The following is a 20,158-nucleotide window of genomic DNA, read 5'->3' on the forward strand; positions in this document are numbered from 1 at the left end:
TCAATTATTAAGAACTCTAGCTCCAACATCATCTAATTCTGATTTAATTATTATCCCTTCTTGATATTTTTTCAAAATTTCCATTACTTTATTTTCTTCTTTTTGTGGTATCATTGAAAAAATTGTCTCACCAAAAAGAGCTATTCCACATTTAATCTCATTTTTTGATAATTCTTTAACTATCTTCTGCATTCTAGGAGTCATTACATCTACGTATTTAGCAAATTCTAATGACATATCTTGAAAATGATAATAGTCTTTTGATTCCAATAATCTATTTACCATTTTTCCACCTAATCCATTTATTTTTGATAATTGCTCTTTGATGAATTTGTTTGTAGATATTGGAGAAAAACAAATCATAATAATAGATATTTTTTCTGTTAAAATTTTTTCAACATGACCAATTCCTGGCGCACCTGGTTTAACACGTATTTCAAATCCTCCATGATATGATGCTAATACATCACCTAGTCCTGTTTTACAATTAACTTCAGCATTATGTGCAATTTTTCCAATTATTGTTTTCTCTAAGTTTGTTTGGAGAGCTTGATCTAATGCATATGATAATGATAATGCAACTGCACTACTAGATCCTAAACCATATCCTACTGGAATTGATATTTCATGTTCAATTTCGAAAAAGTATTTTGAAAATTCCCCAAGTTTTAAAAATTCATTTAATACAAATTCAGAAACATCAGTTTTATCAGATTGATATCCATTTGTTTTAATTTTAAAATTAGATTTTTGGTTTTCTTTTGTATGAATTTTTACTTTAGTTGTTACCCCTTGTTTGATTGAAAATCCTGCTCCCATCGAACCTAAATTTTCTAGATTTTTTTGTCCATCATCTAAATGGGCTTTAAAAAATCCTGTAATATGTGCCGGACAAAATGCTTTTGCCTCCATTGATCTGAGTTTAAATTTTACACAAAATATAAGAATATGGATTAAATTAATTAAATTAGTATAAATTGACTAAATTTGTTAGACGCCTACAAAGAATCGGAAGTAGTATTCTAGTATCCTTGCCAAAAGAATGGGTCGATGCGAATAATCTTGATAAAAGTAGTCAAGTTGAACTAGAAACTGGTCAGGATAGTATTTCGATTTCCGCAAATAAAGAGATCAGACCAACAAAAGAACTCATAATTTCTTATCCTTTGGCTAAAGAAGAAAATATTGTTGCAAACATTACTGGTGCTTACTTATTGGGTTATGATGTAATTGAAATCAATTCCAAATCAGTCATTCCTGGTAAAGATAGAGAAGAAATTCGTAATTCAATGAGAAGATTAGTGGGCATGGAAATAATTGAAGAAGACTCTTCTCATATTAACATGCAATTTCTTTTGGATGCAACAACTCTTAATCCTCCAAAAATTCTCAAACGAATGAGTTCTATTTCACTAGGAATGTATGATGATGTATTAACTGGACTAATTTCTGATGACAAATCTAATCTTCAAACTTTAGCAAAACGTGATGTTGAAGTAAACAGACAATATTTTCTACTTGTAAGATTAATTCGAAGTACTCTTGTTGATAAAAGATTAGCTAATGCATTCAATCTAGAAAATATAGATGTTTTAGATTATAGAGTTGCAGCAAATGTACTTGAGAATGCAGGTGATTCGATTGTTGAATTATCAAATTTTATTTTTAATTTTTCTTTATCAAAAGAATATTCACAAAAAATTTATGATGTGGTTAGAGATTTTAATAAACTTGCAGAAAAATCTATTGATGCATTTACAAAACCTGATAGATTTTTAGCAATTGAAGCTATATCAATGCATAAACAATATCAAGATAAACTTAGTTTACTTAGAACAACAATAGGATCTAAAAAACAAATTCCATTAGATTTTCTTGATTTAATATACATGTTTGAAAGAATTGCACAATCTTGGGCTGATGTTGCAGATCTAGTTCAGCCCATTTATAGTGAATAACTAATACAATTTTTTCTTTGCAGCATATGTCAAGATTGCACAAATTGTTTTTGAATCCTGAATTTTCCCTGTTTTTATCATCGATAGAACTTTTTTAAAATCAATTTTTACTACTGATAAAATCTCATCTTCATCTAATTTCAAATCAGCAATTTTCTTTAATCCTGAGGCTAAAAAACAATGAATTACCTCAGCATTATAGCCAATTGAAGGATAATATGTTATCAAAGGAGTCATTTTTTTTGCTCTATATCCTGTTTCTTCTTCTAACTCTCTAAATGCACATTTTATTGGTTCTTCTTTTTTTTCTAATGTTCCAGCAGGAATTTCTAAAATATATCCATGTGGATATCTATGTTGTTTAACTAGAATGACTTTTTTATCTTCATCAAAAGCAAGCATTGCAGCAGCTCCCCTATGTTTAATATATTCTCGTTTAACTTTTCTTCCTTCTATTTTTCCATCATAAACACTAAGACCTAAAATTTTTCCTTCATAAATTTTAGTTTCTTTCATAGATTATATCAAAAATTATTCGTATTTAATTTGTTTGATACGATAAATGTAATTTAGGTGATTTCTTAAAATCATTGATTGCTTTTTCTATCCATTTAGTATAAAATGAAATAGTTTTTGGAATAAACAAATCAGCTGATTTTACATTTTTAACATTTCTTACTTTTTGTGTTAGTTCATCCATTTCAAAAATACTTTCACTATACATGAATAAAACAATCTGATTTTTTGCAATAAAAGGAATTTGTAAATATGAATTAGAAAATAAACCATTTAGTGTTTCTAACGTTTCTTTTAAATCTCCTTCTATCCAAGTTAAAATTACATGAGGGATAAAACTCTCAATTTTTTTTGGATTATATACTAATGTAAATTGAATTCCATCATTGTTATGTATTTTTTCTAGACATCTCGTTATTGTTTTAGTTGACATTTTTGTATTTTTTGCAACTTGTTCAATTTTTTGTCTAGGATCTTTGATCAACTCTTCTAAAATCTCTAAATCTGTTTTTGTTAGATTTGCATTGAATCCTGGGTTTTCAGCTTCAAAAATACTTAAAACTCTAACATCTTTCATCAATTTTTTTGCAAGTTCAATTTTTTGACTCATATTATCTTTTACAGAAATTCCACAAACTGTGATTCCTCCAACACATGGAACTACAAAATATGGTTCACCCACAAGACTTGCTTGTTCTAAGATTTCTGAAATATTTTGACCTGATACAACAAAGTACAAAACTCCATAACCCAAAACTGGAGGTTCAACTTTTACAAGGAATTCTTCAATAATCTTATTTTCTTGCATCTTTCTAATTCTGGCTCTAACTGCTCCTCCAGAAATTCCCAATTCTATGCCTATTTGCCTATCTGATTCCCTACAATTATTCAGTAGTCTGTTAAGAATTTGCATATCTAAATTGTCCATTATATCACTTATTGAGACTCCATAAAGTTTAGAACTAGCTAATATCATATAAAATTGTCTATACTGTTAGCACTATATGTCATAGACATTAAATATTAGACTATTTTACATCTTTTTGTGGAATATCGATTAAAACTAGCAAAAAGAATGCTGTTTAATAAAAAAGGAAGTTTGATTGGTGCTGTTTTAGCAGTAACTATAGGAATTTTAGTGATTCATGTAAACTTCGTAATTTTTCAAGGATTATTTGATGCAATTGTTAGAGATATCAGTGATTATAGAAATGGAGACATTCTTGTAACTGATGATGCTGATTATATTGACAAATCTGATTTGTCAATTGTAAATTGGTTTGAGAGGATCCCTTATGTTGAAGCGGCTACTCCGCGGCTTTCATCAACAGCTGAAATGAATATGACTAAAAATGGAAAACTAATTGAAGAAACTAGGGTTCCTCTAGTTGGGGTTGATCCATTTCGTGATATTAGAGCATCAACAGTTCATGAAACAATTGCAGATGGAAGTTATGTTTTCTCAAGAAATTCAATTGTTTTAGGTTCTAATGTTGCTGAAGATCTGGGAGGAGCTCAAGTTGGAGATAGTGTCAAAGTTCTTGTTGTTGATAGATTTGGTGCAGATCAAATTAGACGATTTACTGTTTCTGGAATTGCAAAATCACCCGGAGGTCAAGGATTTGATTATACTGCTGTAGTACATATTGATACATTACGCGATATGATGAAAAGACCTGGAGACACAGGTTCATTTATGGTAAAATTAAATGATCCATCAAAAGCATTTGAGGTTAAAGAATTTTTCTTGCGTTCTTTCCCTAATGATGATTTCCTTGCAGAAACAATTGAAGAATCTGCAGAGGAACAACTTGCAGGTTTTAGATCTGGTATTGCAATGATTAACATGATTGGATATTTTGGAATGATGTCATCAGCATTTGCAATAGTTACAATTCAGATGATGTTGGTTAATGGAAAAACTAGAGAAATTGGTGTAATGAGAGCAATTGGAGCTAAAAGAAAAGACATTCTCATAATTTTTATTTTTCAAGGAATGATTATTGGTGCAATTGGGGCTGGAGTAGGAACAGCTGCAGGATTAGGTTATACTGTATATGCAAAGGAGACAAAAATGTCGTTTAATAACAGCCTCCCATTAGAAGTATCTTACAACTGGGAAAAAATAATTCAAACTGCACTAACTTCATTCGTTCTGGCGATTATTGCATCGCTATATCCTTCGTATAGGGCTACAAAGCTATTACCAGTGGAGGCGATGAGAACTGTCTAACGTACTTGAAATTAATAATCTCAGCAAAATTTATGGCGAAGGAGATAATCAGGTAAAAGCTCTTGATAATGTAACCTTTTCAATTAAACAAGGAGAATTTGTTTTAATTGTTGGTAGTTCTGGCTCTGGAAAATCCACCTTATTAAACATGATTGGATTACTAGACAGTCCCACAAATGGACAAATATTCATTGATGGAACAAATACCACAACTCTCATCGATGATGAAATTTCTTCTTTTAGAAATAAAAAATTAGGATTTATCTTCCAATTCTCAAATCTGTTAACTGATCTTAGTGTTTTAGAAAATATTTTGTTACCCAGACAAATTGCTGGTACTGATGGTGCAGCTGAGAAAGATGCTATAGAATTACTAAAAGCAGTAGGTCTTGAGGATCAAATGGATAAACGTGCAAATAAAATTTCTGGTGGTCAAGCTCAAAGAGTAGCTATAGCAAGAGGATTGATCAATAAACCATCAATTGTTTTAGCAGATGAACCTACTGGTAATCTTGATTCAGTTACTTCTGAGACTATAGTACAATTGATGAAATCAATGGCAAAAAAACTTAATCAAACATTTATCATTGTAACACACGATAGACAACATTTTGGAGAAGTTGATAGAGTTATTACAATTAAAGATGGCAAAGCCTTTGAAGGTGATCAACCATCAGAAATGGAGATTATTGCATAATGAATAAAATTATTTTAATATTATTTGTAATTGGGCTTGTGCCAATTATTTTCAGTAATTCTTATGCTCAGATAACTTCTGGAGGATTTGGACAATCTCCATTTGAAAGAGACTTTGGTGATGTAAAATTTTTGGATGCATACTTTGGTACAATAAATGAAAAAATTGAAGTTGAAGCAGGAGATAGTAATGTTCCATTTACAGTTGTGTTTGCAAATGTCGGTACTCAGGATATTACTGGAATAAGAGGACAATTATCATTACCATTTGGTTTTTCACCATCTGATGGTCCAGGTTCAATAATTCGTGCTGATAGTGATTCCAATTCCTTGGCTGGAGATAATTTTTACCTTACATTTTTTGTAAACATAGGTGAAAATACACCAATTCAACAATATCCTGGAACAGTTAAAGTAGATTATTCAAGATTAAGAGAATCTGGGATTAGAACAGCATTTGCTGATTTTGATTTTAAGGTTACAGGAGATAGTGTAATCAATGTAAAAGCATTGGATCCTTTTCTTACATCTTTAAAATCAAATGATGTAGTAATTGAAATTGCAAACGATGGTACTGCTCCTATTTCTGGTGTGGACATTATAGCAACTAATACTCAAACAGAACTTGCTTCTACTACATCCTCAACTACTAATGTTGAAAATGTTGTAATTTTAGAATCAAGCTGGGATGTTGGAAATATAGCTCCTAAATCAGCTAGATATCTAACCGCAACAGTATATGTTCCTGAAACATTGAAAGGGGACACATTAAGAATCCCATTATCCATTTCATACTATAACACTCATGGAGATTTACATGAAATTTCAAAAATTGTTGATTTTTATATTAAAGGATTAATTGATTTAACAATTTTCAATGTTGATGTAATTGAATTGTCTGGAACGCAAATGGTAATTGGAGAAATTATCAATGAAGGAAATCAAGATGGATTATTTGGATTTGTTAGTATTGAGCCTACTGGTAATTCAAACATCAAACCATCCACTCAATTTATTGATGAAATTGAAGTTGACGCACCTGTACCATTTAATGTCCCCATTGAATTTGAAGGTGAACCTAGATATGGTGAACATGACATTACTATTACTGTAAGATACAAAGATAGTACTAGAGATGAGATTTTCTTAACTCAAGATCAAACCATCATTGTTAGTAAACCATCAAATGATAATGATGATAGTATTGATCCTATAATGATAATTGTTCCAATCATATTGGTAGCAGCTGGAACATATTATGTAATTCGTAGGCGTAAAAAGGTAGAAATTAAGACTAGTTGAGATATAATTTTAAATCTGAAATGAGGACATTAGGATCGTAAAATTGAGATTAACAATTATCATTCTCATTGCAGTTTTATCTATTGGAAGTATTGTGATTTCTTTAGGTTTTTTAACTTCTGAAAAATATCTGGATATTCCTGAAGTTACTAGCCAATATGAAAAATTAGAGAAATACAAAAATGAATTAGAAAAAATAAATCAACATAATCAAAAAGTTCTAGAAGATTTAGAATATCAAATCAAAAATTCTGATGATGTACATCTAGATCAAATTAATGAAGAGATCAAAGTAATCAAACAAGTGATTAAAGAAAATAAAGCGGAATTAGAACAAGTAATAACAAAATTGTCTCAAATGAAACCTGATCCCTAAACAAAACTAATTTCCATTTTTGGGAAATTTACATTATAATTATATCACATCTTAAGGAAGTAATATTGGGTATGGCAAAGGGCTTATTTCTATTTCTAGCAGGTAGCATAGTAGGTTTTATTACAACACCATTATTGTAAACATAACAATTTTCTAAATTCATATAGTTATTGAGAATTTTATGTATGTGGAAGTACATCAAAAATTAACGATTGCGGGAGTTATCTTGCTTGTTGTGACATTTTTGATTAACTATTATCATCAAGAAACTCATCCTGGTATTGGATTTAATTATGCATATGTTACAGGAGTTTTGATGTTAGTATCATTCTCAATCAGTTTTATTATGTTTACAAAAAACCAAATAACAAAATCTTAGTTTGAATAGATGGTGTAAGGTCAATTTTGAATCAAGCCTTCAGCCTATCTATCTAAAACTAACGTATATTATTTGAATAAAAGACACTCGTAGAAATTATCAGTGAGATCTAAATACTAATTCACAATATTTTGTTTAGTCGTCACCAAAATACAATACGTTTTTGGTCTTAGACATTCATACTTTATACCGTAAGATTATAAACAATTACCAGATCTTGCGATTATGCCTGGGGATGAAATTGAAGTCCCAAAGGAATTGAGAGAATTTATGCTTGAAGGAGCTGAAGAAACATTCCTTGGACAAAAAAATGGTGCAGAAAAACAATATCGATATGGAAATTTACACATAAGAGAATATCATGATAAATTTTTAGTCCATAATGATAGAATTGATCCAAGAAAAGATCCAATAGGACATTTAGTTTACGATGCACCAGAAGTTTTAATTGGTTTAGCTTGTGCAGTTTTTGGAGGTTCACAAATTGCAAAAAAAATAAAAAATAAAAATACAAAAAATTCTATTCTTACATCTAGATTATTGTCTTCAATAATATCCGGCTACATAGGATATTTAGCTACTAAAAAAATTAAAACTTATTTGGAGTAAAGTATGTCTGCGCTAAGAACGATTCAAGTGCTTGTAAAACTTTTACCATCAATTCTTGCATTACGAAAGGATAGAAAACAATGGATTAATCAAGAAAAAAATCAGATTGATTCAGAACAATTTAGAAAAAATGCTAGAAAGGTACTTGCTACTTTTATTTCACTAGGTCCTGTATACATCAAATTAGGTCAGTGGCTTTCTTCAAGAGCAGATATTTTACCACAACCATATTTAGAAGAACTTTCTAAACTTCAAGATAGTGTTCCTTCTGCCCCTTTTGATCAAGTTAAACCAATAATTGAAAATGAAATTGGAGCAATTGGTGATAAATTTGATCAAATAGATCCAAATTCAATTTCTGGTGCATCATTAGGTCAAGTTTATCGTGGAACTGTATCTGGACAACAAATTGTTGTAAAAGTAAAAAGACCCGGAATTGAAAAAATTGTTGCAGAGGATCTCAAAGTTCTAAAAAAAGTTCTTCCCTTTGCATTAAGATTTGTTGATCCAAATTTACGATATTCTGCAAAAGCAATGCTGTCCCAATTTATTGAAACAATTTATGAAGAAATGGACTATACTAACGAATCAAAAAATCTGAAAACTATCAAAAAAGATATGGAAAATTCTACCAAAGTAGTTGTACCTACTGTTTATGATGAATTATCCTCAAAAAATGTACTTACTATGGAATATTTGCCTGGAATTAAGGTAACAAATGTCAAGGAATTAGATGAAAAGGGAATCGACAGAGAACAACTAGTTATTGATGTTCACAAGGTTTTCTTTACGATGCTTCTAAAGCATTCAGTTTTTCACGCAGATCCTCACCCAGGAAATATTTCAGTGACTGATGAGGGGAAACTCATTTTGTATGATTATGGAATGGTTGGTAGAATAAATAATGAAACTAGATTCAAGCTAATCAGACTGTATCTTGCTTTGGTTGAACGAAATCCTCCTCGAGTAGTAAATGCTATGCATGATCTTTCAATGCTAACTCCTGGATACAATAGAGAAGTAATTGAAAAAGGAATTGAACTTTCTATTCGTGCAATGCATGGAAACAAACCTGATGAGATGGAAGTCCAAAGTTTGATGGAACTCGCTAACCAAACAATGAGTAAATTCCCATTTGTACTACCAAAAAATTTAGCATTGTATATGAGAATGGCATCCATTATTGAAGGAATTTACAAAACACATAATGTTGATTTTAAATTTGTCAAAGTTCTTAGAAATATACTTCAAGAGGAAAACCTAATTCCAAGAGCGTATGTTGAAGAACTAAAGATTTCATTTGATAATTTTTCAAAATCAATAGATTCTGCACTAAAAATGGGACCTGAAATGAAAAAGCTAATGGATGAAGTTCAAGTTTACATGAAGAAAGGAAAACCTATGGTCTTAGTAAGTGGAAGTATATTTGCATCTGCAACTTTTATTGGATCTGTATTTTTGTATCAATCAAATGAAATACTTGGTTTTATTGGGATGATAAGTTCTGGTTTGATAATGGCAGCATCAGGATTTTTTAGAAAATACTAGATTATTCAATTGAGATATCTTTACCCTTTTTTATTATAGGGATTATTAATGTAAGAATTCCATTTTCATATTTTGCAGATTCAATTTTCTCTTCACCTTCTTTAATTTCAATTGGTAATCTGATTTTTTTATCAATTATGTTGGGCCTTTGATTTGAAATAAGTGTATTAGATTCTTTATCATCAATTGTTTTTCTAGCATTAATAGAAAGGATATCTCCACATAGCGTTAATTCGATTTCTTTTTTTGTAAATCCTGGAATATCAATTACAATTTTTAGATTATTGTCATTAAGATACATGTCAATTGGTGGCAAAACAAATTCATAAAATTCTCTTGATTTGTTTCCAATTTCTTTGATAACTTCTTTGACTAGTCCCATTTTGTGTTATATGCTCAATTTTTGGTTATAAACCTTGATAGATTTTTAATCAATAAATTTCTCTGATTTGATAACTAATGATTATTGTAATTGAAGGTGGAGATCAAGCAGGCAAACTTACACAATCAACATTATTAGAAAAAGCCCTGAAAAAACGTAAAATCAAGACTAAATTATTTCATTTTCCGGACTATGGCACACCTATTGGTAAAGAAATTAGAAAATATTTGGATGGAAAAAGAAAGTTTCCTCCACAGGTAATTCATTGTCTTTTGGCTGCTAATAGATGGGAAAAACTTAATGAGATCTTGGCAGCAGAAGAAAAAAACTCTGTTTTGATTATGAATAGATATTATCATTCCAATTTAGTATATGGATTGGCAAATGGTTTGAAACAGAAATGGTTAGAAAGTCTTGATGAAGGTTTACCTAAAGCAGATCTTGTAATATTACTTGATGTTACACAAAAAGAATCATTTCGTAGACAAAAAACCCATAGAGACAAATTTGAAAAGAATGAAGAATTTTTAAGAAAAATTTCTAAACTTTATCGTACTACAGCAAAGAAAAAACATTGGAAAATAATTGATGCGTCAAAACCAAAAGATGAAGTTCATGAAGAAATTTTAAAGACATTTTCTAAAAAACTTGGATTATGAAAAAAAATTATTTGGATATTATAGATCCTATTCATGACTTTATTCGTGTATATGATTACGAGCTTCCAATTATTGATAGTCCTATCTTTCAAAGATTAAGACGAATTAAACAACTATCTGGTGCACATTTAACCTATCCTGCAGCTCAACATAGTCGATTTGAGCATTCTTTAGGAGTAATGCACATTGCTAGTCAAGCTGGTTTTGCATTAAATGAAAAAGGATTGCTAAATTCTGATGATGTTCAAATATTACGTATTGCTGGCTTGTTACATGATATTGGTCATGGACCTTTTTCTCACTTATTTGAAGAAATAATTCAAGAGAAAAAAATCTCACATGAAGATTATGGAAAAAAAATTATTCTAAACTCAGAAATCGGTGATATATTGTCAAAAACTGGTTTTGATAAAAAACTAATAACAAAAATTGCTTTTGGAGAATCAAGGTTTCAATATCTTAATGAAATTGTTTCAGGAGCTTTAAGTGCTGATATGATGGATTACTTACTTCGAGATGGTTACTTTACAGGAGCTGAGCATGCTAAAGTTGATCATAAACGAATTACACAATCATTGGATATTCATAAAAATAAACTTGCTTTAGAGCGTTCAGCATTATACTCTTTTGAATCCATGATGCACTCTCGATATCAAATGTTTAAAGCTGTATATTTTCATAAAACTGTACGAGCTGCAGAAGTAATGTTGATTGAAGCTTTACGTTTATCTGATGATGAATTTGGTTTTACATCTTTTAATCTAAATGAATTTGTTAAATTAACTGACGAATACGTTTTATCATCATTAATCTCTTCAAAATCTACTAAACTAAAACAAGCAAGACAATTTGCAGAAGACTATCAGAATAGGAAATTAATAAAATGTGTTTTTGAGAGAATTCTTACAAGTCAAAATAATTTGAAAAAAACTAGAACTAATGAACTTAGAATTGAATTGTCCAAAAAATCTAAAGTTGATGAGAATGAAATATTTGTTGATAGTTCTGTAACTCCTTCAATCCCACTTGCACCATCTAAAAATGAGTCAAAATCCATTGTTTTGATTTCTAATGAGAATGGAAAATCATCTGCCAAAGAAATGCCTATTTCTCAAATACCTGTGGTTTCAGCAATTTCTGGGTTTATGAACATACTTAGAATCTATACACACCAAAAGAACAGAAAAAAAGTTGAAATTGCCGCAAAATCAATCCTTGGTGACTTAAAATGAAAAAACGAATTGTAATCAAATTATCTGGAAGAGTATTTGGTATGGATAATGTCAAAGTTCTAAAGGATTATGCTGCATTTCTAGTAAAAATCAGTAAAGTATGTCAACCCATAGTTATTGCTGGAGGTGGAAATATTGCTAGACATTATATTTCTCATGCAAGAACCTCAGGAGCTGATGAATCTACATTAGATGAATTAGGAATTGAAATTTCAAGACTTAATGCAAAGTTGCTAATCTATGCTCTAAAAAACAAAGCATATTCACACCCTCCAACTTCATTACAAGAAGTTAGACATGCAGTTGATGATGGATTAATTGTAGTTGCAGGTGGTCTTCACCCTGGTCAAAGTACTAATGGTACTGCTGCATTGATTGCTGAAAAAGTAAAAGCTGAACAATTTCTTAATGCTACAGATGTTGATGGTGTTTACGATATGGATCCTAACAAATTCAAAAAAGCAAAAAAATTTAAACGAATTGAAATGAAAAATTTGAAAAATATGTTGGTTCATGAAGATTCTGTTGCAGGTGGTTATGATTTGATGGATATTGTTGCTCTAAAAATAATTGAGCGCTCAAAAATTAAAACAAGAATTCTAAAAGCAGATCCAAAAATTATTGAAAAAGCAATCAAAGGTGGCGATGTAGGCACTGAAATTATTCTTCCTTCAAAATAATTACACAGAATCTTCGTTTTGGATTGTAGGTTTTGTTTCAGACCATATCTGAATCTCTTTTTTAGGATATTCTGAAATTCCTGTATCTCTTAGTTTTTTGTAAATTAATAATGCTTCGTCTTTTTCCACAGCCTTAGATTGTGCTTTTGTGAAACCATCTTTATCTACAATTACTGCAACATGTCCATCTGGAGATTCGATTACTGCAGTAAATTCTTCTTCTCCGACAGGATGAAATTTTCCATCAATTTTCTTTGTAGTTAATGTTAGCATTCCAAATCCTGCCACTTCAAACATTTTCATTTGTGATTTACTAGCTCTTTGCTTTCCTTGTTGTACTGCTTGAAAATACTGCATAATTTTTTCTTCCTGCAATGGTATAATAACTATCTCAACATTTAAGATATCAAGAGGAAATGCAAAAATATGAATCCTAAAATTTTTGTTGGCGCTGCTGTTGCAGCACTTGCCGTAATTTTAGGTGGAATTCTTTTAATAGGACCTACAATGATTGTTCCTACTTCAGAAAATGCCAATAATCAAAACATACCACAAGCAAAACCTTTGCAAATTGAATTAGAAGATATTTCAATTGCAAAAATATCAGAACGTTCAGTAACTATCGATGTGGCATTCAAACTATCAAATCCAAATCCACGTGCAATGATTGTACAAACTATGGATTATCAATTATTTGAAACAAACTATTCTGAGACTGAACAAATTACAGGCGGTCAGATTGGTAGTAGGCCTGAGGGAATGGTTGAATTTGGCTCAAATTACTACACTCTTCTTGGTGAAAACTCAATAATTCTTAGAGATTCTCAGACACTAAAAAACACTGGAACAACTGCCGATTTGTGGCAAGCATTTGAAGAAGATACTGCATCTTGGAGAGTGTCTGGTGATGTATTTTTCAATCTTAGCTCAATGACTAGTGGTCAAGAAAATGAACTTCATTTTGAATTCACAAAATAAAGATCTAATGTATCATAAAATCTTAGAATTATGATAATATGTTTTTAGAGAAAAAATATTGGCAAAGTTATAAAAGCCCGTTTCATTGTTTTTTATCAAATGGCAGAAGCAGGTATGGCCGCATTTGGCGCAGCAGCAGGAGTCGCAATTGCACTCGCAGTAGTGTGTTTCGCTCTTCGTGGTAAAGGACATCCAGAACCACTAGATTAACCAAAGGAATTTTTCCTTTACAATATTTTTATAATTTTTCACTAATCTTTCTTTTTGCCAAATCCTAGCATTTCTGCCAGGTCTAATTGTTTTGTATTCTTCTTTTTCATAAAACATCTTTCAAAATATTGGCATTCAGTACATTCAGTTGATGGTTCTAAAATTGGTGTTTTTTGTTCTTTGAGAAGATCATTTAACACTCTAACTCGTCTGATTACTTCTTCAAACATTTTCTTACTACGTGAGATAGAAAATGTTGTTTCTTTCCTATCTCCAGAAATATAGACAATTATTCCATCTGGTTTATCATAAATCCACATACACGCATTAAGATAAAGAATATCACTAGCATGAGGATTTTCTAATTCATTTGTTGCTCCTCTAAATAAGAAAATAGAATCATCAATTAGCATGTCAACTTGACCCTTCAATTTGATATTATCAACATCAAATTCTTTTGGATCACTTCCATATTGTAATTTTCTTAGTAATCCTGAAAGAAGCTCATTGAATCCTCTTCTCTGAACTTCTTGAGGATCAATCCTGTCATAATATGAGCGCCTAAGACACTGTACAACCTCATGTAGATGTATGGTTTGAATATCTGCAGAATCAATGTCGATTTTTAACTCTTTTCCAATAGAATCTAGTGCATTTTCAACAATACTTCTAAAATCCCTATCTCCCATCATAATACATCATTCTCTCAATTTGACTTCTTATACTTAGCTGACAAGTTTGGTGATTGTTTTTGAAATTCTTCCTGAAAAGGCTAGAATTACAAAATGAAGGCCAAAACCAATGATTGCCCCAACGATTAGTTGACCTGTAAGAAAATAGATCCCTAAGAATACTGCTAAAGGAGGTAGGGCAAAAATCATGGCTAAAAATGAACTAACCCAGATTAATTTGATTAAAACTTCTGTAGAAATTTCAGTTTTTTTCTTTGGAAAATTGAACATTTCAAAAATCTTATTCTTCTTCTAGAATTAATTTTGACATTGTAGTTTCAGTTGGAATTTTTTGTTCTACTGCAAAAGCAATGGCTGCTAGATTTCTAATTTCAAACGCTGTTAATTTTGTAATTCCCACAATTGTTGCAAAACTAAACATCTTTGTGAATGATCTTAATGATGAAGTATAGATTGATATCTCAAATGCACGTTCAAATTCTGCAATAGCATCTAATTCGTTTTCAACTTGTGGTACTAAATCCTTGTATTTCGTACTTGATAATTCGTTAAATGCATCTCTAACCGTACCTGCGGCCATCATTCTTCCAAGTAACTCTTTAGCAGGTGGACTGGTTGTGATAATCAAATCTTGAATTTGTTCTTCTTGCAATCCCCAAAACTTTCCTCTAATCACACTCAAGATATTGTAAAAATCAATATCCATAGAAACAATTTTAGTTGCTTCTTTATCTGCATAATTTTTCATTGCACCTGCTAATTGTTGGAACAATATTTTGTCAAAATATGTATCTAGGATTTGGAGATTTTTCTTTTCATTGTATAATGCTGCAGCTTTTGTAATTTCATCTGCAAATTCGACTGAATTCAAACTTGCAACAGCTTCTTCAAAGTCTTTTGAAACAAGTGCTTTTACAACAACATCTCTTTGTTTGATTAATTCTTCGGCATGTAGATTGACATGTGATTCAATCTCTTCTTGTGGTTTTCCTAAGATTTTGCCTTTTAAGATTTGTTTTAGATTCGAAATAATGAATTTCATATAGTATGCATCAAGAACACCTGAATTTCCTGATGTCTTTGCTATGGAATAATGAATATCTGCTAATTTACTTCTGAGTGCTGATTCTATACTTTGTGAAGTATATGGTTTTTGAACATCTGCTACGGCATCTCCGTAAACTGTATTTTTAATTCTAGTCATTAATTCCTCCAAATCTCTAGATTCAGCAAGTGTTTGAAAATCTGCCCTGGTAAGTAACTTGCCTCGTTTACTGTATGCTTTCACAGAAGCATAGACATTCTTAGAGCCACCCATTTCGATCAATCTCCTTTAGGCAACTAATTTAATGTTTGGCGATCCTATTCTAGGAACAAATTCTAGGTAATTTTATCTAAAAATGTGATGGCTTCTTCTTTTTCCTGTTTTGTTAGATTTGCAAAGGCTGAAAGAATCTCTTTTTGAATAATCAAAGATTCATCAGAGATATCTTGTAATTTTGATAGATCAAATGGCAACAATTCTTTGATCTTATTTTCACAAAAAGCCTTGACATATTTTTGAAAAATCGAGTATGTGAAAATTGGACTAGTTTTTAAAAGACTAGAAAGAATCTTCTCAAATTCCTTTTCTTTAGGTTCAGACTTTGCAAAAAACTCGATCAAAAGATTTTCTCTGTTTTTGCATTCGTCAATTGACAATGCAACCAAAATCCCTTTTTTGGTCAAATGATAATATGGAATTCCTTTCTCTTGCAATGCTTTGGGTCCTCTTTTCAAAGGCAATCTACCATCTTCTTCTGCTATTCCCATAGGAAGTAAAATTTCATCAAGATCTCGAAATATTCCTGAATAGATGTTCTTCCATGCAATTTCATGCTTTTTAGCTATCCTTTGAGAAATTCCTGTTCTGGTCCTCTCTGCAGGATTTGCATTACTTCCAAGAATGGCGATGATCGCTCTTTGTCTATTAGCCTCCCCGGTAAGATCATTCCCTTTTGTTTTGAATGTATCAAAAATTGCTAATTTCGTATCTGATTTTATCTTCATTTACTCACCTTTATCATAATATTCATTTTTTATGTTACTATCAGAATATAGTAAAATATAACAATTTACTTTTTTGAATGGTTTCTAGTCTTCAATGCTTAAATAATTTTCAATTTCGATTAATTTAATGAATTCTAGGAACTACAAGTATGCTCTATTACTTGTAGCCGCAGTATCTATCACAGCAACTGGTGCTATGTCTCAGGCATATGCACAAAGTGTTGAAGATGGTATGGACGGATATGTAAAAGGAACCAGTGGAATTTACACTGGTAACCCTAACGAATGTTGGTATGATGATGGCGAAGGCGGCATGCTACCTTGTCTTATAGACACAGGTGATACAGCATGGATGCTTACAGCAACATCATTAGTACTCTTCATGTCTCCAGGAGTCGGTTTCTTTTATGGCGGTTTAGCCAGATCAAAGAACATCGTCAATGTACTTGGTATGACCTTAATTGTAATGGGTCTTATGTCAGTACAATGGGTTCTATGGGGATACTCACTAGCATTTGGCGGAATAGATTCTGATGCAAATATGTTCATGGGTAACCTGGATTATGTTGGATTTAACATGGTATCAGCTTGGGCACCATTAGGTGAAGTTGGTCCTTGTCACGATACATGGTCAGCAGCTTACCAGATGAATGAATTTAAGGAAGGCGACATGTGTAGCCAAGGATGGCCAGGTACAGTACCTCACCAACTCTTTGCTATGTTCCAAGCAACCTTCGCAATCATTACACCAGTTCTAATTATTGGTGGTTTGATTGACAGAATCAAATTCAGCGCAGTTATCATATTCGTACTCTTATGGGGTACCTTCGTTTACGATCCAATTGCACACTGGGTCTGGGGAGGAGGCTACATAGGAGGAGGTTCAATTGACCTCGATCCAGACTTATCGCCATCTTATGCATTAGACTTTGCAGGTGGTACTGTAGTACACATATCTTCAGGATTCGCTGCATTGGCAGGAGCCTTAGTCCTTGGCAGAAGACTTGGATATGGCAAAGTGCCAATGGAACCACACAATATCCCAATGGTAGTCCTCGGAGCAGGAATACTCTGGTTTGGATGGTTTGGTTTCAATGCAGGAAGTGAAGTTATGGTAGACGGCATTACCGTCAGCGCATGGACTGTTACAAATACAGCAACTGGTATGGCTGCAGTCACTTGGGTGCTCATGTCTTGGGCACACACTGGAAAACCAAGTGTTGTAGGAGCTGCATCAGGAGCAGTAGCAGGATTGGTAGCAATCACACCAGCCTCAGGTTGGGTAGGTCCAATGGCTGCGATTATAATCGGTATTGCAGCTGGTACAATTTGTTATGGATGTATCGCATTCAAGAGTGCCCGTAAATGGGATGACGCATTAGATGTATGGGGAGTACACGGAATGGGTGGTCTTACAGGTGCAATTTTGACTGGTACACTCGCTAGTCCTCACGTTTGGGATACTGGAGACGGTATCGGAGCATGGACTGGTACAGCAGAAGGTATGGAACAGCAAGCAATCAGCATCATTGGTGCTGCAATATCAATAGGCTATGCCTTTGGTGTTACAATTGTAATCCTCAAAGTAATGGATGCCGTATGGCCTGGCGGAATCAGAGTCACTCCTAAAGAAGAGGAGATTGGTCTCGATTTGGCACAGCATGGCGAAAGAGCATACGTTAACGAATAGAAAAACCCTTTTCTTTTCTTCTTTTTATTTAATCCAAATAAATTTACATTTGATCATTTTATCTAAATCATGTTAATTTCTACAAGTGAATTAAATTCACAACTTAATGATTTAGATATCATAATAGCTGATACTCGTTCCTTCAAAGAATATTCAGAGGGACATGTACCAGGTGCAGTACATCTTGATCTATTTGCATTTCATTGGATTGATACTACAAAAGAGGGAATTGAAAATTTCAATAAACAAACACAAAATTTACTTTCATTTCTTGGAGTAACTCCTGAGAAAAAAGTTATCTTTTATGATTCAGTTTCTGGAATGCTTGCAGCTAGAGGTGTCTGGATGTTGATGTATTTTTCACATCAAAATGTTTCAATGCTAGATGGAGGAATTTCTAAATGGAAAAATGAAAATTTACCGTTAGAGAATAAACCAAATGGATTCAAACCATCTAAATTTGCAGGAAAAATTAATCCAGATATCATTACAGGATTTGAACATATTCGAGATAATCTAGATAATTTGAAAATACTTGATGCTCGTTCTATTGGAGAATATGATGGAAGTACGGTTAGAGCAGCACAATCTGGACACATACCAAATTCAATCAATATCGATTGGAATCAAAATCTCTCTGATGATGGTACTTTCAAAAATGATTCAGAATTATTACAAATGTATGATATTCCAAAAGATACTGAAATTGTTACATATTGTCAAGGAGCATATCGTGCTGCCAATTCCTTTTTGGTTCTGAAAAAACTTGGATTTACCAATGTCAAAGTCTATCTTGGTTCTTGGGGAGAATGGGGAAATCGATTAGATTTGCCAATTGAGAAATAGATTTCTTTAGTGACTAAATTTCTTGAAACAAACATTACTCTGAAAGAAAGTCTTTAGCCTCAAAAAATCCGGTTAATTCCTTTGAAAGCTGCTCAGAAAATAGTCCAAATAATTCAAAATCATGATGATTCATTTTTTTCTTACTAAACATAGCAACAACAGCAACTGCCTTTCCTTTGTAAGATAGTGGATATCCAATAAATGATTTGAGCTTTTCTTTTTTTGCCCAATTATGTATTTTGATTCTTGGGTCATTTACAACATCATTTGAAACCACGGGTTTGTTGGTTTTTGCAATATGTCCAATTTTTAGTGAATTAATTGGTACTTTGGAAAAATTTCCATCAATCCGTGTATATTTTCCAGCACTAAATTTTAAAATCAACATTTTTCTCTGCTTGTCTACTAACCAAATCCGGGCAAAAGATGCATCAAAATATTTTACTATGTATTCAACAATTTCTTGAAATCTGTCATTAATATTATCATATTTTTTTAGTGATTCTATAATTTCATAAATTCTTCTTTTTCTTTCTTTCATTTCCTGATCTTCATAAATCATATAAGGAGATGATTTTATGGTGTTTGATTCATAAGATCTAAAATCTGAAATTAATTTACCAAAACTATTTAGGAAATTATTTATTTCAAGATCATATTGCTCAATTGAATCAAAAACAAAATGACAGATCCAATTATAATCCCCACTTAATCTACTAGAAAATGTACAAAATTGAGAATCAATAACATATTCTGCTAACCTATCAATTAATTCAGATGTGTCTTTTGAAAATTTGAATTTCAAAATTATAGTTCGATTAATTTTTTTAGACAAAATATTTGGATTTAAAATTACAGAGTATCCAAGTATGACATTATTTTTTTCTAATTTTTGTAACCTATGTCTAATTCCTCTACCTGTAATTGTATGTCCTAAATCATCAAGAATTTTTTGTAATTCTTGTGAAGACATTCTTGCATTTTTACCTAGATGAGATAAAATGATTCTATCTACTTCGTCAACCAACTAATTTTATTAATAGGACAATCTATTATTGATTTCCGATCTGGACAATTTTTATTAAAATTTTTATTTTTAGCCTATATGCATGTCCAATCTGGA

The 20,158-nt window shown here is 31.6% G+C and carries 24 protein-coding genes; 14 read left to right on the plus strand and 10 right to left on the minus strand.

Annotation, left to right across the window (positions count from 1 at the left end; genetic code table 11):
* Entirely contained in the window at positions 1-912 is a 912-nt protein-coding gene (locus tag K5781_RS04715) for a GHMP kinase (protein ID WP_297441271.1), read from the minus strand.
* Positions 913-977: 65 nt separating this feature from the next.
* Between K5781_RS04715 and K5781_RS04720 the strand changes: the two genes are divergently transcribed.
* Positions 978-1,958 (plus strand): phosphate uptake regulator PhoU, encoded by a 981-nt coding sequence (locus K5781_RS04720; RefSeq protein WP_297441273.1) that lies wholly within the window; start codon positions 978-980, stop codon positions 1,956-1,958.
* On the opposite strand, the gene K5781_RS04725 is transcribed toward K5781_RS04720, so the two are convergent.
* Both K5781_RS04725 and K5781_RS04730 read right to left on the minus strand, forming a co-directional pair.
* The gene (locus K5781_RS04725; protein ID WP_297441276.1) at positions 1,959-2,474 is read right to left on the minus strand and encodes an NUDIX hydrolase; all 516 of its coding nucleotides are present in this window, start codon (positions 2,472-2,474) and stop codon (positions 1,959-1,961) included. It lies immediately after the preceding gene.
* A 25-nt stretch (positions 2,475-2,499) separates the two neighbouring features.
* Positions 2,500-3,402 carry an AsnC family transcriptional regulator gene (locus K5781_RS04730; protein ID WP_297441278.1) on the minus strand — a complete coding sequence of 301 codons (903 nt, stop codon included), beginning with the start codon at positions 3,400-3,402 and terminating at the stop codon, positions 2,500-2,502.
* Positions 3,403-3,549: 147 nt separating this feature from the next.
* On the opposite strand from K5781_RS04730, the gene K5781_RS04735 reads away from it, so the two are divergent.
* The 7 genes from K5781_RS04735 (at position 3,550) to K5781_RS04765 (ending at position 9,617) form a co-directional block, all read left to right on the plus strand.
* A complete protein-coding gene (locus K5781_RS04735) occupies positions 3,550-4,707 on the plus strand; it encodes an FtsX-like permease family protein (RefSeq protein WP_366847959.1) in 1,158 nt (385 codons plus the stop codon).
* Positions 4,708-4,735: 28 nt separating this feature from the next.
* The gene (locus K5781_RS04740; protein WP_297441497.1) at positions 4,736-5,404 is read left to right on the plus strand and encodes an ABC transporter ATP-binding protein; all 669 of its coding nucleotides are present in this window, start codon (positions 4,736-4,738) and stop codon (positions 5,402-5,404) included.
* A complete protein-coding gene (locus K5781_RS04745; protein ID WP_297441283.1) occupies positions 5,404-6,705 on the plus strand; it encodes a hypothetical protein in 1,302 nt (433 codons plus the stop codon). Before K5781_RS04740 ends, K5781_RS04745 begins: the two co-directional genes overlap by 1 nt.
* Positions 6,706-6,748: 43 nt before the next feature.
* Positions 6,749-7,081 carry a hypothetical protein gene (locus K5781_RS04750; RefSeq protein ID WP_297441285.1) on the plus strand — a complete coding sequence of 111 codons (333 nt, stop codon included), beginning with the start codon at positions 6,749-6,751 and terminating at the stop codon, positions 7,079-7,081.
* 181 nt (positions 7,082-7,262) lie between these two features.
* Entirely contained in the window at positions 7,263-7,460 is a 198-nt protein-coding gene (locus K5781_RS04755; RefSeq protein WP_297441287.1) for a hypothetical protein, read from the plus strand.
* A 225-nt stretch (positions 7,461-7,685) separates the two neighbouring features.
* Positions 7,686-8,069, plus strand: coding sequence for a hypothetical protein (locus K5781_RS04760; protein ID WP_297441289.1), 384 nt, complete (start codon positions 7,686-7,688; stop codon positions 8,067-8,069).
* 3 nt (positions 8,070-8,072) lie between these two features.
* Positions 8,073-9,617 (plus strand): AarF/ABC1/UbiB kinase family protein, encoded by a 1,545-nt coding sequence (locus tag K5781_RS04765; protein WP_297441291.1) that lies wholly within the window; start codon positions 8,073-8,075, stop codon positions 9,615-9,617.
* Position 9,618: 1 nt separating this feature from the next.
* On the opposite strand, the gene hsp14 is transcribed toward K5781_RS04765, so the two are convergent.
* Positions 9,619-9,999, minus strand: coding sequence for an archaeal heat shock protein Hsp14 (hsp14, locus tag K5781_RS04770; RefSeq protein ID WP_297441293.1), 381 nt, complete (start codon positions 9,997-9,999; stop codon positions 9,619-9,621).
* Between the two features lie 77 nt (positions 10,000-10,076).
* On the opposite strand from hsp14, the gene tmk reads away from it, so the two are divergent.
* Genes tmk through pyrH form a run of 3 tightly spaced genes read left to right on the plus strand, consistent with a single transcriptional unit; the run spans position 10,077 to position 12,570 of the window.
* Entirely contained in the window at positions 10,077-10,658 is a 582-nt protein-coding gene (tmk, locus tag K5781_RS04775; RefSeq protein WP_297441295.1) for a dTMP kinase, read from the plus strand.
* The gene (locus K5781_RS04780) at positions 10,655-11,890 is read left to right on the plus strand and encodes an HD domain-containing protein (RefSeq protein ID WP_297441297.1); all 1,236 of its coding nucleotides are present in this window, start codon (positions 10,655-10,657) and stop codon (positions 11,888-11,890) included. Before tmk ends, K5781_RS04780 begins: the two co-directional genes overlap by 4 nt.
* Positions 11,887-12,570: a UMP kinase gene (gene pyrH, locus K5781_RS04785; protein ID WP_297441299.1), complete on the plus strand. Its 684-nt coding sequence runs from the start codon at positions 11,887-11,889 to the stop codon at positions 12,568-12,570. The genes K5781_RS04780 and pyrH overlap by 4 nt, the downstream gene beginning before the upstream one ends.
* On the opposite strand, the gene K5781_RS04790 is transcribed toward pyrH, so the two are convergent.
* Positions 12,571-12,927 (minus strand): hypothetical protein, encoded by a 357-nt coding sequence (locus K5781_RS04790; protein WP_297441302.1) that lies wholly within the window; start codon positions 12,925-12,927, stop codon positions 12,571-12,573.
* 69 nt (positions 12,928-12,996) lie between these two features.
* Between K5781_RS04790 and K5781_RS04795 the strand changes: the two genes are divergently transcribed.
* The gene (locus K5781_RS04795) at positions 12,997-13,548 is read left to right on the plus strand and encodes a hypothetical protein (RefSeq protein ID WP_297441304.1); all 552 of its coding nucleotides are present in this window, start codon (positions 12,997-12,999) and stop codon (positions 13,546-13,548) included.
* Between the two features lie 251 nt (positions 13,549-13,799).
* On the opposite strand, the gene K5781_RS04800 is transcribed toward K5781_RS04795, so the two are convergent.
* The 4 genes from K5781_RS04800 to K5781_RS04815 form a co-directional block, all read right to left on the minus strand.
* Complete coding sequence (locus K5781_RS04800; protein WP_297441306.1) at positions 13,800-14,450, minus strand: hypothetical protein; 651 nt, start codon at positions 14,448-14,450, stop codon at positions 13,800-13,802.
* Positions 14,451-14,483: 33 nt separating this feature from the next.
* Entirely contained in the window at positions 14,484-14,720 is a 237-nt protein-coding gene (locus K5781_RS04805) for a hypothetical protein (protein WP_297441307.1), read from the minus strand.
* Positions 14,721-14,730: 10 nt separating this feature from the next.
* The gene (locus K5781_RS04810; protein ID WP_297441309.1) at positions 14,731-15,768 is read right to left on the minus strand and encodes a V-type ATPase subunit; all 1,038 of its coding nucleotides are present in this window, start codon (positions 15,766-15,768) and stop codon (positions 14,731-14,733) included.
* A gap of 62 nt (positions 15,769-15,830) precedes the next feature.
* Positions 15,831-16,499: a hypothetical protein gene (locus tag K5781_RS04815; protein ID WP_297441311.1), complete on the minus strand. Its 669-nt coding sequence runs from the start codon at positions 16,497-16,499 to the stop codon at positions 15,831-15,833.
* Between the two features lie 127 nt (positions 16,500-16,626).
* Here K5781_RS04815 and K5781_RS04820 point away from each other — a divergent pair, with 127 nt between their 5' ends.
* Both K5781_RS04820 and K5781_RS04825 read left to right on the plus strand, forming a co-directional pair.
* On the plus strand, positions 16,627-18,189 hold the full coding sequence (locus K5781_RS04820; RefSeq protein ID WP_297441313.1) for an ammonium transporter: 1,563 nt from the start codon (positions 16,627-16,629) through the stop codon (positions 18,187-18,189).
* A 69-nt stretch (positions 18,190-18,258) separates the two neighbouring features.
* Positions 18,259-19,035, plus strand: coding sequence for a sulfurtransferase (locus K5781_RS04825; RefSeq protein WP_297441315.1), 777 nt, complete (start codon positions 18,259-18,261; stop codon positions 19,033-19,035).
* Between the two features lie 34 nt (positions 19,036-19,069).
* On the opposite strand, the gene K5781_RS04830 is transcribed toward K5781_RS04825, so the two are convergent.
* A complete protein-coding gene (locus K5781_RS04830; protein WP_297441317.1) occupies positions 19,070-20,062 on the minus strand; it encodes a GAF domain-containing protein in 993 nt (330 codons plus the stop codon).
* Positions 20,063-20,158: the final 96 nt, after the last annotated feature.

The organism is Nitrosopumilus sp. (assembly GCF_025699255.1).
Classification (GTDB): domain Archaea; phylum Thermoproteota; class Nitrososphaeria; order Nitrososphaerales; family Nitrosopumilaceae; genus Nitrosopumilus.

What these genes read in the sequence shown, in the direction of transcription:
- K5781_RS04805 (WP_297441307.1), bottom strand. Translation starts at nt 14,720, where the DNA reads ATGTTCAATTTTCCAAAGAAAAAAACTGAAATTTCTACAGAAGTTTTA.
- K5781_RS04790 (WP_297441302.1), bottom strand. Translation starts at nt 12,927, where the DNA reads ATGCAGTATTTTCAAGCAGTACAACAAGGAAAGCAAAGAGCTAGTAAA.
- tmk (WP_297441295.1), top strand. Translation starts at nt 10,077, where the DNA reads ATGATTATTGTAATTGAAGGTGGAGATCAAGCAGGCAAACTTACACAA.
- K5781_RS04795 (WP_297441304.1), top strand. Translation starts at nt 12,997, where the DNA reads ATGAATCCTAAAATTTTTGTTGGCGCTGCTGTTGCAGCACTTGCCGTA.
- K5781_RS04820 (WP_297441313.1), top strand. Translation starts at nt 16,627, where the DNA reads ATGAATTCTAGGAACTACAAGTATGCTCTATTACTTGTAGCCGCAGTA.
- K5781_RS04810 (WP_297441309.1), bottom strand. Translation starts at nt 15,768, where the DNA reads ATGGGTGGCTCTAAGAATGTCTATGCTTCTGTGAAAGCATACAGTAAA.
- K5781_RS04755 (WP_297441287.1), top strand. Translation starts at nt 7,263, where the DNA reads ATGTATGTGGAAGTACATCAAAAATTAACGATTGCGGGAGTTATCTTG.
- K5781_RS04815 (WP_297441311.1), bottom strand. Translation starts at nt 16,499, where the DNA reads ATGAAGATAAAATCAGATACGAAATTAGCAATTTTTGATACATTCAAA.
- K5781_RS04745 (WP_297441283.1), top strand. Translation starts at nt 5,404, where the DNA reads ATGAATAAAATTATTTTAATATTATTTGTAATTGGGCTTGTGCCAATT.
- K5781_RS04725 (WP_297441276.1), bottom strand. Translation starts at nt 2,474, where the DNA reads ATGAAAGAAACTAAAATTTATGAAGGAAAAATTTTAGGTCTTAGTGTT.
- pyrH (WP_297441299.1), top strand. Translation starts at nt 11,887, where the DNA reads ATGAAAAAACGAATTGTAATCAAATTATCTGGAAGAGTATTTGGTATG.
- K5781_RS04730 (WP_297441278.1), bottom strand. Translation starts at nt 3,402, where the DNA reads ATGGACAATTTAGATATGCAAATTCTTAACAGACTACTGAATAATTGT.
- K5781_RS04760 (WP_297441289.1), top strand. Translation starts at nt 7,686, where the DNA reads ATGCCTGGGGATGAAATTGAAGTCCCAAAGGAATTGAGAGAATTTATG.
- K5781_RS04735 (WP_366847959.1), top strand. Translation starts at nt 3,550, where the DNA reads ATGCTGTTTAATAAAAAAGGAAGTTTGATTGGTGCTGTTTTAGCAGTA.
- K5781_RS04780 (WP_297441297.1), top strand. Translation starts at nt 10,655, where the DNA reads ATGAAAAAAAATTATTTGGATATTATAGATCCTATTCATGACTTTATT.
- K5781_RS04800 (WP_297441306.1), bottom strand. Translation starts at nt 14,450, where the DNA reads ATGATGGGAGATAGGGATTTTAGAAGTATTGTTGAAAATGCACTAGAT.
- K5781_RS04825 (WP_297441315.1), top strand. Translation starts at nt 18,259, where the DNA reads ATGTTAATTTCTACAAGTGAATTAAATTCACAACTTAATGATTTAGAT.
- K5781_RS04765 (WP_297441291.1), top strand. Translation starts at nt 8,073, where the DNA reads ATGTCTGCGCTAAGAACGATTCAAGTGCTTGTAAAACTTTTACCATCA.
- K5781_RS04715 (WP_297441271.1), bottom strand. Translation starts at nt 912, where the DNA reads ATGGAGGCAAAAGCATTTTGTCCGGCACATATTACAGGATTTTTTAAA.
- hsp14 (WP_297441293.1), bottom strand. Translation starts at nt 9,999, where the DNA reads ATGGGACTAGTCAAAGAAGTTATCAAAGAAATTGGAAACAAATCAAGA.